At 71.2% G+C, this 16,728-nt stretch carries 13 protein-coding genes; 11 read left to right on the forward strand and 2 right to left on the reverse strand.

The window, feature by feature from the left end; genetic code table 11:
- Positions 1-4: 4 nt before the first annotated feature.
- The 8 genes from iolB (at position 5) to ACIF83_RS01595 (ending at position 13,475) form a co-directional block, all read left to right on the forward strand.
- Positions 5-820 (forward strand): 5-deoxy-glucuronate isomerase, encoded by an 816-nt coding sequence (gene iolB / locus ACIF83_RS01560; protein ID WP_399722722.1) that lies wholly within the window; start codon positions 5-7, stop codon positions 818-820.
- Positions 817-2,736, forward strand: coding sequence for a 3D-(3,5/4)-trihydroxycyclohexane-1,2-dione acylhydrolase (decyclizing) (gene iolD, locus ACIF83_RS01565; RefSeq protein ID WP_393464427.1), 1,920 nt, complete (start codon positions 817-819; stop codon positions 2,734-2,736). Before iolB ends, iolD begins: the two co-directional genes overlap by 4 nt.
- A gap of 15 nt (positions 2,737-2,751) precedes the next feature.
- Complete coding sequence (gene mmsA / locus ACIF83_RS01570; protein WP_393464430.1) at positions 2,752-4,254, forward strand: CoA-acylating methylmalonate-semialdehyde dehydrogenase; 1,503 nt, start codon at positions 2,752-2,754, stop codon at positions 4,252-4,254.
- A 399-nt stretch (positions 4,255-4,653) separates the two neighbouring features.
- Positions 4,654-6,060: an APC family permease gene (locus ACIF83_RS01575; RefSeq protein ID WP_393464433.1), complete on the forward strand. Its 1,407-nt coding sequence runs from the start codon at positions 4,654-4,656 to the stop codon at positions 6,058-6,060.
- Between the two features lie 171 nt (positions 6,061-6,231).
- Positions 6,232-8,919: a CocE/NonD family hydrolase gene (locus ACIF83_RS01580; protein ID WP_399722725.1), complete on the forward strand. Its 2,688-nt coding sequence runs from the start codon at positions 6,232-6,234 to the stop codon at positions 8,917-8,919.
- Positions 8,916-9,779 carry an ABC transporter permease gene (locus ACIF83_RS01585; RefSeq protein ID WP_393464439.1) on the forward strand — a complete coding sequence of 288 codons (864 nt, stop codon included), beginning with the start codon at positions 8,916-8,918 and terminating at the stop codon, positions 9,777-9,779. Before ACIF83_RS01580 ends, ACIF83_RS01585 begins: the two co-directional genes overlap by 4 nt.
- A gap of 157 nt (positions 9,780-9,936) precedes the next feature.
- Positions 9,937-11,469, forward strand: coding sequence for a von Willebrand factor type A domain-containing protein (locus tag ACIF83_RS01590; RefSeq protein ID WP_399722727.1), 1,533 nt, complete (start codon positions 9,937-9,939; stop codon positions 11,467-11,469).
- Between the two features lie 86 nt (positions 11,470-11,555).
- Positions 11,556-13,475 (forward strand): AMP-dependent synthetase/ligase, encoded by a 1,920-nt coding sequence (locus ACIF83_RS01595; RefSeq protein WP_393464444.1) that lies wholly within the window; start codon positions 11,556-11,558, stop codon positions 13,473-13,475.
- 57 nt (positions 13,476-13,532) lie between these two features.
- On the opposite strand, the gene ACIF83_RS01600 is transcribed toward ACIF83_RS01595, so the two are convergent.
- Together ACIF83_RS01600 and ACIF83_RS01605 are read right to left on the reverse strand one after the other, a co-directional pair.
- On the reverse strand, positions 13,533-13,943 hold the full coding sequence (locus ACIF83_RS01600; RefSeq protein ID WP_399722730.1) for a rodlin: 411 nt from the start codon (positions 13,941-13,943) through the stop codon (positions 13,533-13,535).
- 227 nt (positions 13,944-14,170) lie between these two features.
- Positions 14,171-14,581 (reverse strand): rodlin, encoded by a 411-nt coding sequence (locus ACIF83_RS01605; RefSeq protein ID WP_145878170.1) that lies wholly within the window; start codon positions 14,579-14,581, stop codon positions 14,171-14,173.
- 261 nt (positions 14,582-14,842) lie between these two features.
- On the opposite strand from ACIF83_RS01605, the gene ACIF83_RS01610 reads away from it, so the two are divergent.
- The 3 genes from ACIF83_RS01610 to ACIF83_RS01620 all read left to right on the forward strand — a co-directional run bounded on the left by ACIF83_RS01610 (position 14,843) and on the right by ACIF83_RS01620 (position 16,693).
- Positions 14,843-15,253 carry a rodlin gene (locus ACIF83_RS01610; RefSeq protein ID WP_398138910.1) on the forward strand — a complete coding sequence of 137 codons (411 nt, stop codon included), beginning with the start codon at positions 14,843-14,845 and terminating at the stop codon, positions 15,251-15,253.
- A gap of 290 nt (positions 15,254-15,543) precedes the next feature.
- Complete coding sequence (locus ACIF83_RS01615) at positions 15,544-15,771, forward strand: chaplin (RefSeq protein WP_393466899.1); 228 nt, start codon at positions 15,544-15,546, stop codon at positions 15,769-15,771.
- Between the two features lie 121 nt (positions 15,772-15,892).
- Entirely contained in the window at positions 15,893-16,693 is an 801-nt protein-coding gene (locus tag ACIF83_RS01620) for a chaplin family protein (RefSeq protein ID WP_399722732.1), read from the forward strand.
- Positions 16,694-16,728: the final 35 nt, after the last annotated feature.

Raw genomic sequence — 16,728 nt, forward strand, 5'->3', positions numbered from 1 at the left:
CCGCATGACCAGCACCGACCTGCACCTGCCCCGGGGTGCCACCGCGAACGCCCAGTACGCCGTCGACATCGACCCCGAGCGGGCCGGCTGGACGCACAGCAGCCTGCGCATCGTGGAGTTGTCACCGGGCGGTACACATACGTTCACCACCGGGGACAGTGAGTGGATCGTGCTTCCGCTGCACGGCGGATGTACCGTGCGAATCGCGGAAGAAGAATTTCAACTCCTGGGCCGGGAAAGCGTGTTCGCGGGGGTCTCCGACTTCGCGTACGTGCCCCGGGACTCCCAGGTCCTGATCGCCTCCGGCGCGGGAGGCCGCTTCGCCCTGGCAGGAGCGAAGTGCGAGCGACGACTCCCCGCCCGCTACGGCCCCGCGCCGGAGGTCCCCGTCGAGGAGCGAGGCAGCGGCACCTGCGCCCGCCGGGTGCGCAACTTCGCCTCTGCTGACTCCTTCGACTGCGACAAGCTGATCGGCGTAGAGGTGATCACACCCGGCGGCAACTGGTCCTCGTACCCGCCGCACAAGCACGACGAGCACCGGCCGGGCGAGGAGTCCGAGCTGGAGGAGATCTACTACTTCGAGATCGACGGACCGAACGGATTCGGCTATCAGCGCGTATTCCCCTCGCGCGAGGGCGGGACCGACGTCCTCGCCGAGGTCCGCTCCGGTGACGCCGTCCTCGTCCCCGACGGCTGGCACGGCCCGTCGATCGCCCAGCCCGGGCACGACATGTACTACCTGAACGTCATGTCCGGTCCGGGTGGGACGCGGGAGTGGCGGATCTGCTTCCACCCGGATCACAGGGAGGGTTACCGATGACGACCTCGACGACGAGGCTCACGGTCGCGCAGGCACTCGTCCGCTTCCTCGCCGCGCAGTACACGGAACGCGACGGCCGGCGGCAGCGGCTGATCGGCGCCACCTGGGGCATCTTCGGGCACGGCAACGTGGCCGGCCTCGGCCAGGCGCTGATCGAGTACGCCACTGTGCCCAGTGGGGGGACATCCTCCACACCCCCCGCCATGCCGTACCACCAGGGCCGCAACGAGCAGTCCATGGTGCACGCGGCGGTCGGCTACGCCCGCCAGTCGAACCGCCTGTCCACCCACGCCGTGACGACCTCCATCGGCCCGGGCGCGACCAACCTGGTCACCGGCGCCGCGCTGGCCACCGTCAACCACCTCCCGGTGCTGCTGCTGCCCGGCGACGTCTTCGCCACCCGCCCCGCCGACCCGGTCCTGCAGCAGCTGGAGGTGCCGTACGCGGGCGACGTGTCGGTCAACGACACCCTGCGCCCGGTGTCCAGGTACTTCGACCGGATCACCCGGCCCGAGGCCCTGATCCCGAGCGCCCTGCAGGCCATGCGGGTCCTCACCGACCCCGTGGAGACCGGTGCGGTCACCCTCGCCCTGCCGCAGGACGTGCAGGCCGAGGCATACGACTGGCCCGAGGAGTTCTTCGCCGAGCGCGTGTGGACCGTACGGCGCCCCGGCGCCGACCCGACCGAGCTGGCCGAGGCGGTCCGGGTGATCCGGGAGGCGCGCAGGCCCCTCGTCATCGCGGGCGGCGGAGTACACCACAGCCGGGCCGAGAAGGCCCTCGCGGAGTTCGCGGAGGCCACCCGGATACCGGTCGCCTCCACCCAGGCCGGCAAGGGCTCGCTGCGCCACGACCACCCGCAGGACGTCGGCGGCGTCGGCCACACCGGCAGCGCGACCGCCGACGAGCTGGCCCGCACCGCGGACCTGGTGATCGGCGTGGGCACCCGCTACACCGACTTCACCACCGCTTCCGGCACCCTCTTCGAGAACCCGGACGTGCGTTTCCTCAACCTCAACATCGCGCCCTTCGACGGCCACAAGCTGGCCGGGCTGCCGCTGGTCGCGGACGCCCGCAGCGGCCTGGGCGAGCTGACCGAGGCGCTGGTGATGCACGAGCACCGGGTCGCCGGCTCGTACGTCACCGAGTACACCGAGGACAAGGAGCGCTGGGAGCAGCGCGTCGACGCCTGCTTCGAGGCGGACGAGCCGGACATCAGGCCGACCCAGCCACAGGTCCTCGGCGCCCTGGACGCCCTGGTGGACGAGTCCGACATCATCATCAACGCGGCCGGTTCGCTCCCCGGCGACCTGCACAAGCTGTGGCGGGCGCGCTCGTACGACCAGTACCACCTGGAGTACGGCTACTCCTGCATGGGCTACGAGATCCCGGCCGCGATCGGTGTGAAGCTCGCCGCGCCCGAGCGGAACGTGTGGGCGCTGGTCGGCGACGGGACGTACCTGATGATGCCGACGGAGATCGTGACCGCGGTGCAGGAGGGCATCGCGATCAAGATCCTGCTCGTGCAGAACCACGGGTACGCCTCCATCGGGGGCCTGTCGGAGTCCGTGGGCGGCGAGCGGTTCGGCACCGCCTACCGCTTCACCTCGGACGACGGCACCTTCACCGGTGCCCCGCTGCCCGTCGACCTCGCCGCCAACGCGGCCAGCCTGGGCATGCGCGTACTGCGCGCGAAGACCGTACGGGACCTGCGCGCGGCGCTCGCCGAGGCGCGGGCCGCCGACACTGCCACATGTGTCTACGTGGAGACCGAAACGTCCGACACTGTGTCGGGCGCGCCTCCGGCGCAGGCCTGGTGGGATGTTCCTGTGGCCGAGACCGCGACCCGATCGTCCGCGGTCAAGGCACGTGAGCTGTACGAACGGCACGTCTCGACCCGACGCCGCCATCTGTAAAAGGAGTTTCTGGGCATGACGAAGATCGTCAACCACTGGATCGGCGGCAAGACCGTCGAAGGCGCGTCGGGCACGTACGGGCCGGTCACGGACCCGGCGACCGGCGCGGTCACCACCAAGGTCGCGTTCGCGTCGGTCGACGAGGTGGACGCGGCCGTCGCGGCGGCCAAGGACGCCTTCGCGACCTGGGGCCAGTCCTCGCTGGCCCAGCGCACGTCCATCCTCTTCAAGTTCCGGGCGCTGCTGGACGCCAACCGGGACGCCATCGCGGAGCTGATCACCGCCGAGCACGGCAAGGTGCACTCCGACGCCCTCGGCGAGGTCGCCCGCGGTCTGGAGATCGTCGACCTGGCCTGCGGCATCAACGTGCAGCTCAAGGGCGAGCTGTCCACGCAGGTCGCGAACCGTGTCGACGTGGCCGCGATCCGCCAGCCGCTGGGTGTCGTCGCCGGCATCACGCCGTTCAACTTCCCGGCGATGGTCCCGATGTGGATGTTCCCGATGGCCATCGCGACCGGCAACACCTTCATCCTGAAGCCGTCCGAGAAGGACCCGTCGGCGTCGATCAAGATCGCCGAGCTGCTGTCCGAGGCCGGTCTGCCCGACGGCGTCTTCAACGTCGTCCACGGCGACAAGGTGGCCGTCGACCGCCTGCTGGAGCACCCGGACGTCAAGGCCGTCTCCTTCGTCGGCTCGACCCCGATCGCCCGCTACATCCACACCACGGCCTCCGCCAACGGCAAGCGCGTCCAGGCCCTGGGCGGCGCCAAGAACCACATGCTGGTCCTGCCGGACGCCGACCTGGACGCGGCCGCCGACGCCGCCGTGTCCGCCGCGTACGGCTCCGCGGGCGAGCGCTGCATGGCCATCTCCGCCGTCGTCGCGGTCGGCTCCATCGGCGACGAGCTGGTGGAGAAGATCCGCGAGCGCGCCGAGAAGATCAAGATCGGCCCCGGCGACGACCCGGCCTCCGAGATGGGCCCGCTCATCACGAAGGTCCACCGCGACAAGGTGGCCTCCTACGTCGAGGGCGCGGCGGCCGAGGGCGCCGAGGTCGTGCTCGACGGCACCGGCTACACGGTCGAGGGCTACGAGGACGGCCACTGGATCGGCATCTCCCTGCTCGACAAGGTGCCCACGTCCGCGAAGGCCTACCAGGACGAGATCTTCGGCCCGGTGCTGTGCGTGCTGCGCGTGGACACCTACGAGGAGGGCGTGGCCCTCATCAACGCCTCGCCGTTCGGCAACGGCACCGCGATCTTCACCCGGGACGGCGGCGCCGCCCGCCGCTTCCAGATGGAGATCGAGGCCGGCATGGTCGGCGTGAACGTCCCGATCCCGGTCCCCGTCGGCTACCACTCCTTCGGTGGCTGGAAGGACTCGCTCTTCGGCGACCACCACATCTACGGCAACGACGGCACGCACTTCTACACCCGCGGCAAGGTCGTCACCACCCGCTGGCCGGACCCGTCCGAGGCCCCCGCCGGCGTCGACCTCGGTTTCCCGCGCAACCACTGAGAGTGACCTGAGGGTCACCGCAGATCCTCGCCAGACCCCCGTCAGGCCGTCCGGATACCGGACGGCCTGACATTTTTTTGACGCCCCGGCTGCGATTCTCGTTCTGGCGGGATTAAACGGATGGCGAAGGGGTTAATAGCAGATGACCTTGGAAAGCAAGGTCAGTTTCCGTCAGGGCTTGATGGATGCGCCTGTAGGGCGCTGCTGCCTGTGAAAGTGATGTCGCATAAGTCTTGTCGGAGATACGGATTTCGAAGGTAAACGGCCATTGACGCAGCGGTTTTCGTCGGGGTTCTCTATGCAACGCCGGGAGCGGACGAGACGAACGAAGACGAGCCGCCGGAGGCGATAGCGCTCCCGACCCCACCCTCAGTCGCACGAGTCGATCGGAACCGCCGCATGACCGACACGCTCCGCCCTGTCGAGACAGCCGTCATAGACGCTTCCGGGGCCCCTGACAGCCCCCAGAAGCTCAAGCGGTCCATCGGCGTCGTCGGCGGAACCCTGCTGACGCTCTCGTGCGTCACGCCCGCCTCCACGCTCTTCGTGGTCGTCCCCGACCTCTTCGGCTCCCTCGGCACCGCCACCGCCCTGACGATCGCCATCGGTTCCCTCCTCTGTATCGCCGTGGCGTTCTGCTACTCCGAGCTGGGCACCCTCATCCCCAGCGCGGGCGGCGAGTACGCGATGGTGTCGACGATGGCCGGGCGGCTCGCGGGCTGGCTCGTCTTCGTCCTGTCCCTGCTGGTCGTGATGATCGTCCCGCCGGTGATCGCGATGGGCACGGCGGACTACCTCGCCCCGATCGTGCACCTCGACCCGTCGATGACCGGCGCCGGCGTGATGCTGCTCGCCACCCTCGCGGGCCTGCTCGACCTGCGCGCCAACGCCTGGATCACCGGCATCTTCCTGGTCCTGGAGGTCGTCGCCGCCGGTGTCGTCGCCCTCCTGGGCTTCACCCACAGCCACCGCGGGGTCGGCAGCCTGGTCTCCATGCAGGTGGCGGGCGAGCACGGCCACACCGACACCGTGACGGCCATGCTGGTCGTCTCCGGGCTCGCGATCGCCCTCTTCGTGACCCAGGGCTTCTCGACCGCCGTCTACCTCTCCGAGGAGCTGGAGCACCCGCGCCGCAACGTCGCCCGCACCGTGCTCGCCACGCTCGCGATCTCCACCGTCGTCATCCTGGTCCCGGTCGCCGCGATCACCATGGGCGCCTCCGACCTCAAGGAGCTGACCGGCGGCGACATCAGCTCCATGGTCACCGCCTGGTCCAACTCCGCGGTCGGCACCTTCGTCAGCCTCTGCGTGGCCCTCGCGATCATCAACGCGGGCATCGTCATGGTCATCCAGAACTCCCGCGTCCTGTTCGCCTCCGCCCGCGACAAGGCCTGGCCCGAGCCGGTCAACAACGTCTTCTCCAAGCTCGGGCGCTTCGGCTCCCCCTGGGTCGCCACGCTCGCGGTCGGCGTCCCCGGCGCGCTGCTCTGCTTCGTCAACCTGGACACCCTGTACGGCGTGACGGGCGTCTCGGTGACCGGCATGTACCTGCTGGTCGCGGTCGCCGCCCTGCTGGCCCGCCGCGGCTCCCACAAGCACACGCCGGCCTGGCGGATGCCGCTGTGGCCCGCGATGCCGGTCCTGCTGATCGTGGTCCTCGGCTACATCCTGACCCAGCAGGAGGCGAGCTACCTGCTGTGGACCGGCGGCATCACCGCGGTCGCCACCCTCTACTGGGCCTTCTACCTCCGCCCGCGCCGGGAGACCCGCTGGCTGGTGTCGATCCCGGAGGACACGCAGGCGTAACGAACCCGCTCACACGTACCGCGTCCTCGCCGCCCGCACCGTGCCGGGCGGCGAGGACGTCGTCGTACCACGCCTGAAGTACGCCGGGGCGGACCCGTACTCCCCAAGGAGGGCCCCGGGTTCAGCCCGGCGGCCGCATCCGTTGTCGGAGGCGGACCGTACCGTTGAGGCATGGATCTTCGAAGGCCCGCGCTGCGTGGGCTGCTGAAGCGGGCCGCGACGGGGGTCCCCCCTGCTCGAACGAAGTTGAGAGCCTGGGGGACGGCCGCCGCGGCCGCCGTCGTGGTGCTCGCCGGCGCCGGTACATGGACGGCCGTCGCCTCCGACGACGCGCCGCCGGTGCACCGGAGCGACCGGGTCATGACCATGGCCGACGGGACGCGCATCGACACCTCGTACTTCACGGGCGCCGCCGCCGGCCGTCGCCCCGCCGTGCTGCTCGGCCACGGCTTCGGCGGCAGCAAGGACGACGTACGCCGGCAGGCCGAGGACCTCGCCCACGACGGATACGCGGTACTGACCTGGTCCGCGCGCGGCTTCGGCCACTCCACCGGGAAGATCGGGCTGAACGACCCGAAGCACGAGGTCGCCGACGTCTCCCGGCTCATCGACTGGCTGGCGAAGCAGCCCCAGGTCCGCCTCGACAAGCCGGGCGACCCCCGCGTGGGCGTGGCCGGCGGCTCCTACGGCGGCGCGATCTCCCTGCTCGCCGCCGGACACGACCACCGCGTCGACGCCATCGCCCCGGCCATCACCTACTGGAACCTGGCCGACGCCCTGTTCCCGAACGGCGTGTTCAAGAAGCTGTGGGCCGGCATCTTCTTCAACACCGGGGGCGGCTGCGCCAGGTTCGAGCCGGAGCTGTGCCGGATGTACGACCGGGTCGCCGAGTCCGGCACCCCGGACGCGGCCGCCCGCGAGCTGCTGGAGCAGCGTTCGCCGTCCGCGGTGGCCGACCGCATCAAGGTGCCCACCCTGCTGGTGCAGGGCCAGACCGACTCCCTGTTCACCCTCGCCCAGTCCGACGCCGCCGCGAAGGCCATCAGGTCGAACGGCGCGCCGGTCGACGTCGACTGGATCGCCGGCGGACACGACGGCGGCGACCTGGAGAGCGGCCGGGTGCAGGGGCGGGTCCGGACCTGGTTCGACCACTACCTCAAGGGCGACGCGTCCGCCGACACCGGCCCGGCCTTCCGGATCACCCGCACGGGAGGCGTCGACTCCACCGACGGCGCCGCCCAGTTGCGCGGCGCGAGCGCCAAGAGCTATCCCGGCCTGCACGACCACCGACGGACCATCGCCCTGACCGGCCGCGAGCAGCGCTTCGCGAACCCGGCCGGCGCCAGCCCGCCCGGCGTCTCCGCCCTGCCCGGCCTCGGCGGCACCGGCGGCCTCGCCCAGCTCTCCGCGCTCGGCGTCGGCGTCTCCCTCGACTTCCCCGGCCAGTACGCGAAGTTCGACTCGGCACCCGTGACCACCGACCTCAGGATCACCGGCTCGCCGACCGTGACGGCCCACGTCACCTCCACCAGCCAGGACGCCGTCCTGTTCGGCAAGGTCTACGACGTCGGCCCCGACGGCACCCAGCAGGTGCTGCCCGCCCAACTCGTCGCCCCCCTCCGGGTCACCGGCGCCCGCACCGGCAAGGACGTCACGATCACCCTCCCGGCGATCGACCACGCGGTCCAGAAGGGCCACCGGCTGCGCCTGGTCCTCGCCTCCACCGACCTCGGCTACGCCTCACCGGCCGCCCCGGCCACGTACACCGTCTCCCTCCGGGGAGACCTGAGCGTGCCGACGGCCCCCGCCGTCACCACTGCGGCGGCCCCCCTGCCCGCCTGGGTGTGGTGGCTGCCCCTGGCCGGAGCCGTGGGTGCGCTCGCCCTGCTGTTCACCGGCCGCCGCCGTGCGAACGCCCCTGCGCCCGACCCGGCACTCGCCGAAGTCCCGCTGCAGATAACGGACCTGAGCAAGCGGTACGCCAGGTCCACCGACCGGTACGCGGTGCGCGAGCTGTCCTTCCGCGTGGAGAAGGGCCAGGTCCTTGGCCTGCTCGGGCCCAACGGCGCGGGCAAGACCACCACCCTGCGCATGCTGATGGGCCTGATCAAGCCGGACGGCGGAGAGATCCGCGTCTTCGGCCACGCCATCCGGCCCGGCGCGCCCGTGCTGTCGCGGGTCGGCGCCTTCGTGGAGGGCGCGGGCTTCCTGCCGCACCTGTCCGGCCGGGAGAACCTGGAGCTGTACTGGCGGGCCACCGGCCGCCCGCCCGAGGACGCGCACCTGGACGAGGCCCTGGAGATCGCCGGCCTCGGCGACGCCCTCGCCCGCGCGGTGCGCACCTACTCCCAGGGCATGCGCCAGCGCCTCGCCATCGCCCAGGCCATGCTCGGCCTGCCCGACCTGCTCATCCTGGACGAGCCCACCAACGGCCTCGACCCGCCGCAGATCCGCGAGATGCGCGAGGTGATGATCCGCTACGCGGCCGCCGGCCGCACGGTGATCGTCTCCAGCCATCTCCTCGCCGAGGTCGAGCAGTCCTGCACCCACCTGGTGGTGATGGACCGCGGCCGCCTCGTCCAGGCGGGCCCGGTGGGCGAGATCGTGAGCTCAGGCGGCACCCTGCTGGTCGGCACCGGCACGCCGGTGGAGGAGCCGGTCGTGGAGAAGGTGGCCGCGCTGCCCGGCGTCGCCTCCGCCGTGCGCACCGAGGACGGGCTGCTGGTCCGCCTCGAAGCCGGCGGCACGGCCGAGCGGCTGGTCGTGGAGCTGGTGCGCCTGGAGGTGCCCGTCGCCTCGGTCGGCCCCCACCGGCGCCTGGAAGACGCCTTCCTCACCCTGATCGGAGGTTCCGCATGAGCACGCTCGCCGAGCGCACCGAGACGGCCTCCGGCTACCGCGCGGGCCGCACCCTGCCCCTGCGCGTGGAGCTGGTCCGCCAGCTCAAGCGGCGCCGCACGCTGATCATGGGCGGGATCCTGGCCGTCCTGCCGTTCGTGCTGCTCATCGCCTTCGCGATCGGCGGCGACCCGGCAGGGCGCAACGGCCGGGTCACCCTGATGGACACGGCCACCGCGTCCGGCGCCAACTTCGCCGCGGTCAACCTGTTCGTCTCCGCGGGCTTCCTGCTGGTGATCCCGGTCGCCCTGTTCTGCGGGGACACGGTCGCCTCGGAGGCCGGCTGGTCCTCGCTGCGCTATCTGCTGGCCGCGCCCGTGCCCCGGGCCCGGCTGCTGTGGTCCAAGCTCGCCGTGGGGCTCGGGCTGAGCCTCGCCGCGATGGTCCTGCTGCCGGTCGTGGCCCTCGCGGTCGGCACGGCCGCCTACGGCTGGGGCCCGCTGCAGATCCCCACCGGCGGCGCGTTGGACTCCGGTACGGCGGCGCAGCGGCTGGTGGTGGTCGTGGCGTACATCTTCGTGTCCCAACTGGTCACCGCCGGACTGGCGTTCTGGCTGTCGACCAGGACGGACGCCCCGCTCGGCGCGGTCGGCGGCGCGGTCGGTCTGACCATCGTCGGCAACGTCCTGGACGCGGTCACCGCCCTCGGCCACTGGCGCGACTTCCTGCCCGCGCACTGGCAGTTCGCCTGGGCCGACGCCGTCCAGCCGCACCCCGAGTGGTCCGGCATGATCCAGGGCACCGCGATTTCCATAACGTACGCCCTGGTGCTGTTCGCCCTGGCCTTCCGGGGTTTCGCCCGCAAGGACGTGGTGTCCTAGGTCACCGGAAGATCACCCGCCGGTCTCGACGGGCCCCGGCCGTGGCCGGTTCGAGACGCATCCGCAACACCCTGGGGCGCACGTTTCGGCATCCCGCGCCGTCACAGTCGGCAGAGGTCGCACAAGCCGACGTCAACCGACGCAGGGGGAACGTGAGATGGAGCGGAACCGGACACAGCGATCACGGCGAATACACGGCACGCTGCTCGCCCTCACGGCGGCGGGCAGCCTGCTGCTGACGGCCTGCGCGGCGGGCGGCACCGGGGACCACACCAACAACGCCGACAAACACGGCCTGCCCGCCCCCGCCCCCGGTCAGCACGACCGGGGCGACGACAAGGGCTTCGAGACGGCCCCGTCCGACGACCACCTCTCCACCTTCGCCCTCGACGTCGACACCGCCTCCTACACCTACGCCCGCCGCACCCTCGCCGACGGCCGCACACCCGACCCGTCGACCGTCCGCCCCGAGGAGTTCGTCAACAGCTTCCGCCAGGACTACCGCCGCCCCGACGGCAACGGCTTCTCCGTCACCGTCGACGGCGCCCGCACCGCCAGGCCGGACTGGTCCCTGGTCCGCGTCGGCCTCGCCACCCGGGCCGCCGAACCGGCACAGAAGCGCCCCCCGGCCGCGCTCACCTTCGTCGTCGACGTCTCCGGCTCCATGGACGAACCCGGCCGCCTCGACCTCGCCCGGCAGTCCCTGGACACCATGACGGACCGGCTGCGCGACGACGACTCGGTGGCCGTCGTCACCTTCAGCGAACACGCCGAGACCGTCCTGCCGATGACCCGGCTCGGCGGCCACCGCGGCGAGGTCCACGACGCCATCGACGGCCTCGAGGCCCAGTCCTCCACCAACCTCGGCGCGGGCGTCGAGACCGGCTACGCCACCGCCGTCGCGGGTCTGCGCAAGGGCGCCACCAACCGGGTCGTCCTCGTCTCCGACGCCCTCGCCAACGAAGGCGAGACCAGCCCCGACGCGATCCTGCGCCGCATCGACTCCGCCCGCCGCGAGCACGGCATCACCCTCTTCGGCGTCGGCGTCGGCAGCAACTACGGTGACGCCCTCATGGAACGCCTCGCCGACAAGGGTGACGGCCACACCGCCTACGTCTCCGACACCGACGAGGCCCGCAAGGTGTTCTGCCAGCAACTCCCGCAGAACATCGAGCTGACCGCCCGCGACGCCAAGGCCCAGGTCGCCTTCGACCCGCACACCGTCGCCGAGTTCCGCCTCGTCGGCTACGACGACCGCAAGGTCGCCGACGACAACTTCCGCGACGACCGCGTCGACGGCGGCGAGGTCGGCCCCGGCCACACCGTGACCGCCCTGTACGCGGTGCGCACCCGGCCGGGCGCCGACGGGCACCTGGCCACCGCCACCGTCCGCTGGCTCGACCCCACCACCCGGTCCCCGCACGAGGAGACCGGGGCCCTGGAGACCGGAGCCCTCAAGGACTCCGTCTGGGAGGCGAGCCCCCGCTTCCAGGTCACGGCGGTCGCCGCCTACTTCGCCGACGCCCTGCGCGCCGGCGGCACCGACCACGGCCCCGCCCTCCCCGGCGCCCCGAGCCTCACCCGCCTCGCCGCCCGGGCGGCCACGCTGGCCGACGTCACCGAGGACCAGGACGTCCAGGCCCTCGCCGACGCGATCCGGGAGGCGCACGACACGGACACCGGGGACTGAGACACCGCACGTCCCATTGACCGTTCCTTACTTCGGAGTAAGTTGACGTCCCGGCAGGCACCGTCGAGCCACCACCGGGAGCCGTCATGGGCGTACGCAGGGATCTGAAGCGGGCACGGCAGCGCACCGACCTGGCAGCCCGTGGCTCGGTCGAGATCGTCAGGGACACGACGGGCGCCGTGCGCGAGGTGCGGGCGGCGCCCCTGGCGCCGCCGCTCGCCGTCGGCTCCCTGGCCGACCTCCCGTTCACACACGCGGCCGAGACCCCGGACGCGGTGCTGCTGCGCCGCCGTACCGAGGGCGCCTGGCGCCCGGTCACGGCGGCCGCCTTCGCCACCGAAGTCTCCGCCGTCGCCAAGGGGTTGATCGCCGCCGGACTCGAACCGGGCGGCCGGGTCGCCGTGATGTCCCGCACCCGCTACGAGTGGACCGTCCTGGACTTCGCGATCTGGGCGGCCGGCGGCCAGTCCGTGCCCGTCTACCCGACCTCCTCCGCCGAGCAGGTGGAGTGGATCGTCCGTGACTCCGGCGCCCGGTACGTCGTCACCGAGACCGCCGAGAACACCGCCACGGTCACCACCGGCACCGCGGGTCACCCCCGGCCACCGCGCCTGTGGCAGCTGGACGCAGGCGCGGTGGCCGAACTCACCGCTCTCGGCGGCGATCTGAGCGACGAAGAGGTCGCCAAACGGCGCGCCACCCTGGCCCCCGACACCACCGCCACCCTCTGCTACACCTCCGGCACCACCGGGCAGCCCAAGGGGTGCGTCCTCACCCACGCCAACCTGCACGCCGAGGCCGCCAACACCCTCGAACTGCTGCACCCGGTCTTCCAGGCCGTCACCGGCCGGACCGCGTCCACCCTGCTCTTCCTGCCGCTCGCCCACATCCTCGGCCGCACCCTGCAACTCGCCTGCCTGACGGGCCGGATCGAGACCGGCCACTTCCCGAGCGTCAAACCCGACGAACTCCGGCCCGCGCTCAAGGAGTTCCGCCCCACCTTCCTGGTCGGGGTGCCGTACCTCTTCGAGAAGATCCACGACACCGGGCGCGCCACCGCCGAGAAGATCGGCCGCGGCGCCTCCTTCGACCGCGCCGAACGGATCGCCGTGCGCTTCGGCGAGGCGTACCTGAGGAAGTTCCTCGGCACCGGCAAGGGCCCGGGGCCCGGCCTGTACGCCGCCTGGGCCCTGTACGACCTGCTGGTCTACCGGCGCATCCGCACGGAGCTGGGCGGCCGTATGCGGTACGCCATCAGCGGCGGCTCCCCGCTGGACCGCAACCTCAACCTGTTCTTCCACGCGGCGGGGATCGTCGTCTACGAGGGCTACGGCCTGACCGAGACCAGTGCGGCCGCCACCATCGTGCCCCCGCTCGGTCCCCGCCCCGGCACGGTCGGCCTGCCGATCCCCGGTGTGTCCGTGCGCATCGCCGACGACGGGGAGGTGCTGATCAAGGGCGGGGTGGTCTTCGGGTCGTACTGGAACAACCCGGCGGCCACCGACGCCGTCCTCGCCGAGGACTGGTTCGCCACCGGCGACCTCGGCTCCCTGGACGAGGACGGCTACCTCACCATCACCGGCCGCAAGAAGGACATCCTCGTCACCTCCGGCGGCAAGAACGTCTCCCCGTCCGTGCTGGAGGACCGGCTGCGCAGCCGCTCGCCGGTCGGCCAGTGCGTGGTCGTCGGGGACAACCGGCCCTTCGTGGCGGCCCTGATCACCCTCGACCCCGAGGCGGTCGCCCACTGGCTGGCGGTGCGCAGGCTGCCCCCGGACACCCCGCTGTCCGAGCTGGTCCGTGACGAGCGGCTGCGGGCCGAGGTGCAGAAGGCGGTCGACTACGCCAACGAGGCCGTCTCGCGTGCCGAGTCGATTCGTGCCTTCGCGCTCGTCGAGGGGGAGTTCACCGAGGGCAACGGGCTGCTGACCCCGTCCCTGAAGGTGCGGCGGCACGCCGTGACGGCGGCCTACGCCGAGCGGATCGAGGAGCTGTACCGGCGGTAGCGCACGCGAACGGCGAGCCACCGGAGGAACCGGTGACCCGCCGTTGGGGGAGTCTGCTCAGCTGTTGGAGTTGCCGTTCGCCGACAGGGCCGAGATGTCGTCCAGGATGTGCGAGGCCGGCTCGTCGCCCTTGGCCTGGGTCGAGTTCTCCGCGCACTGCTGGTTCTGCGGCGCGGACAGGACCGGGACGTCCTGGACGCCGACGTTCGCGATGAGCGCGGCCACCGACTGGACGTTGACCTTCGCCGGCAGGCCGACACAGGGCTTGTTCAGCGAGCCCTGGACCACTGACAGCTGCGGGCTCTGGTCGCCGAGCGTGCCGGAGTTGCCGAACGAGGACTGGGCTTCGTTGCCGCTCAGGGCCGTGGTGCCGTGGTCGTTGCCGGTGGCAAGGGCCTGGGGGGCGGCCGCACCCGCGAGACCGGCGACGGAGGCGGCGACGGCCGCGGTTGCCCACAGCTTCTTCATGTTCGTTCCCTTTCGAAAGGCGGACTCCGGGAAGGAGTTGCGTGATCGTCAACGGCCCGAGCCGCGCCGGAGTTGCGGACTCTGCCCCGATCGGCGTAGCGCAGTCCGATGAGGTAATAAACGCCCCGCCTTTGACGCATCCGGGTGGGCCGGAACAGGCCGACGGGCCGCCGAGAAGTCGGCGGCCCGTCGGGGAGGGCCCGTGCAGGGCCGGGGCGATCTCCGGATCAGTTGTTGCTGGTGCCGTTGGCGGACAGCGCGGAGATGTCGTCCAGGATGTGCGAGAGCGGCTCGTCACCCTTGGCCTGGGTGGAGTTCTCGACACACTGCTGGTTCTGCGGCGCGGACAGGACCGGGATGTCCTGCACGCCGACGTTGGCCAGGGCCAGGATGGACTGGGCGTTGACCTTGGCCGGCAGTCCGATGCAGGGCTTGTTGAACGAGCCCTGGATGAGCGCCAGCTGGGGGCTCAGGTCCCCGCTCGTGCTGGAGTTGCCGAACGACTGAACGGCGTCGTTGCCGCTGAGGGCGGTGGTGCCCGTGTCGTTTCCGGTGGCGAGGGCCGGCGACGCGGCGGTGGCGGAGAAGCCGACGACGGAGGCGGCGACCGCGGCGGAGGCCAGAACCTTCTTGATCACTTGCAATTCCCTTCTGGAGAAACCCCGTCCATCGGAGCGTCCTGGTCAACTGCCCATCAGACGATGGGTTGCTGTCCTTCACTCTGATGGCCTACAGCGGGGCCTTGGCACATGCGCAGGGGGTGAACGGCAGGGGAATTCCACCGAATCCCCGGAGCCGAACGATCCGATCGGGTGATGCCCCGCAACCAATCGGTACGGGCGCGGTTGATGCGGGGCAGGAACGCGCGTCTTGGCGAGCAGTGAGGAAAGGAAAGCGAAATGCTGAAGAAGGCAATGGCCGCGGCGGCGGTCGCCGCGTCCGTGGTCGGCGTGTCGGCGGCGGTGGCCCCCCAGGCGCTTGCCATCGGCAACGACACGGGCACCACCGCCCTCAGCGGCAACAACGCCCAGGAGGCGTTCGGCAACTCCGCCACGGGCGGGAACATGAGCCCGCAGGCCACGCTGGTCCAGAGCTCGCTCAACAAGCTGTGCGTCGGCCTGCCGGCGAAGGCCAACGCCCAGTCCGTCCTCGCTGCCGTCAACGTCGGCGTGCAGGACATCCCGGTGCTGTCCGCTCCGCAGAACCAGCAGTGCGCCGAGAACTCCACCCAGGCCAAGGACGACGAGCCGCTGTCGCACCTCGTGGACGACGCATCCGTCCTGTCGGGCAACGGCACCGGCAACGGCTGATCCGGTCCGGTCCCAAGGCCGCTCGGGTGGCGCGCGGAGTTTCCCGCCGCTGCCCGGGCGTCTTTCGTCGTCGTTCGCCACCTTTCTCGAAGAAGCGTTTCTCCACGTATACGCCAACTTGTCAATTCTCTGGCGGCGTTCGGGTGAATTCCAGGATGACGCGCGTTCCGTAGTTTCTTCGCCCGTCTATCCCTCGTTTTACAACCTGCCGGTCATGGTGCGAGCCGTTCAAGCTGTGCTCGCTCGGTTTCGGCCGTCATAGGGGCATGACCGCAGAGAAGGGAAAGTCCATGAAGAAGAGCGCTGCCGTCGTTGCCGGCGCCATCCTGGCCCTGGGCGGGGCGGCTCCCGCGTTCGCCGACTCCGGGGCCACGGGCACCGCGACCAACAGCCCCGGCGTCCTCTCCGGGAACGTGATCCAGGTCCCGGTCCACGTGCCGGTCAACGCCTGCGGGGACACGATCGACGTCATCGGCCTGCTGAACCCGGCGTTCGGCAACGCCTGCGTCAACGGCTGACGCACGTAACGCAACACACCAGCCCACCGGCTGTGCCCTGGCCGGCCTCGGACCGTCGATCCTTCGATCTCTTCGTCCCGAGGCCGGCCTTCCCACTTCTTCGAGCAGGAAGACAACGAGATTGCGACAGACCCTCAGCAAGGGCGTGGTCGTGGCCGCCGCCGCGACAGGCATGCTGTCCTTGTGCGGCGGCCATGCGCTCGCCGACACGGGCGCCCAGGGTGCCGCCCAGGGCTCGCCCGGCGTGCTGTCCGGCAACACTGTCCAGGTCCCGGTGGAGGTCCCGGTCAATGTCTGCGGCAACTCCGTGGACGTGGCCGCCGCGCTGAACCCGGCGTTCGGCAACTCCTGTGCCAACACGCACGGTTCGACGAGCAACGGCGGCGTCCGGGCCCCGTCTCCGCGCAGCGGCGGCAGCCACACGACTCCGTCTCCGCACGGCGGTGGCAGCCACACCACTTCGCCTCCGCACGGCGGCGGCAGCCACACCACTTCGCCTCGCCATGCCGGCGAGGATCACAGGACTCCGTCTCCGCACGGCAGCGGTGGCACCAAGGCTCTGCCTCCTTACGGTGGCAGTGGTGGTCCTTCGACTCCGCCTCCTTACGGTGGCGGTGAGCACTCGACTCCGCCTCCTTACGGTGGCGGTGAGCACTCGACTCCGCCTCCTTACGGTGGCGGTGAGCACTCGACTCCGCCTCCCTATGGCGGTGGTGACCACTCGACCCCGCCCCCTTATGGCAGCGGTGACCACACGCCCCCGCCCCCCTACGGCGGCGACCACCACCCGGGGCAGCCACCCAGCCTGGCGCACACCGGTGGTGACGTACGGGCCATGCTGGCGACCTCGGCCGCCAGTGCCGCTCTGATCGCGGCCGGGACGGTTCTGTACCGACGCGGCCGGACGGCCTCCGGTCGGTAGCGCGCGGGGTGTCGGACCCCAGTGCCCGGCACCCC

The organism is Streptomyces sp. NPDC085866 (assembly GCF_044541035.1).
Taxonomy (GTDB): domain Bacteria; phylum Actinomycetota; class Actinomycetes; order Streptomycetales; family Streptomycetaceae; genus Streptomyces.

What these genes read in the sequence shown, in the direction of transcription:
- iolB (WP_399722722.1), top strand. Translation starts at nt 5, where the DNA reads ATGACCAGCACCGACCTGCACCTGCCCCGGGGTGCCACCGCGAACGCC.
- iolD (WP_393464427.1), top strand. Translation starts at nt 817, where the DNA reads ATGACGACCTCGACGACGAGGCTCACGGTCGCGCAGGCACTCGTCCGC.
- mmsA (WP_393464430.1), top strand. Translation starts at nt 2,752, where the DNA reads ATGACGAAGATCGTCAACCACTGGATCGGCGGCAAGACCGTCGAAGGC.
- ACIF83_RS01575 (WP_393464433.1), top strand. Translation starts at nt 4,654, where the DNA reads ATGACCGACACGCTCCGCCCTGTCGAGACAGCCGTCATAGACGCTTCC.
- ACIF83_RS01580 (WP_399722725.1), top strand. Translation starts at nt 6,232, where the DNA reads ATGGATCTTCGAAGGCCCGCGCTGCGTGGGCTGCTGAAGCGGGCCGCG.
- ACIF83_RS01585 (WP_393464439.1), top strand. Translation starts at nt 8,916, where the DNA reads ATGAGCACGCTCGCCGAGCGCACCGAGACGGCCTCCGGCTACCGCGCG.
- ACIF83_RS01590 (WP_399722727.1), top strand. Translation starts at nt 9,937, where the DNA reads ATGGAGCGGAACCGGACACAGCGATCACGGCGAATACACGGCACGCTG.
- ACIF83_RS01595 (WP_393464444.1), top strand. Translation starts at nt 11,556, where the DNA reads ATGGGCGTACGCAGGGATCTGAAGCGGGCACGGCAGCGCACCGACCTG.
- ACIF83_RS01600 (WP_399722730.1), bottom strand. Translation starts at nt 13,943, where the DNA reads ATGAAGAAGCTGTGGGCAACCGCGGCCGTCGCCGCCTCCGTCGCCGGT.
- ACIF83_RS01610 (WP_398138910.1), top strand. Translation starts at nt 14,843, where the DNA reads ATGCTGAAGAAGGCAATGGCCGCGGCGGCGGTCGCCGCGTCCGTGGTC.
- ACIF83_RS01615 (WP_393466899.1), top strand. Translation starts at nt 15,544, where the DNA reads ATGAAGAAGAGCGCTGCCGTCGTTGCCGGCGCCATCCTGGCCCTGGGC.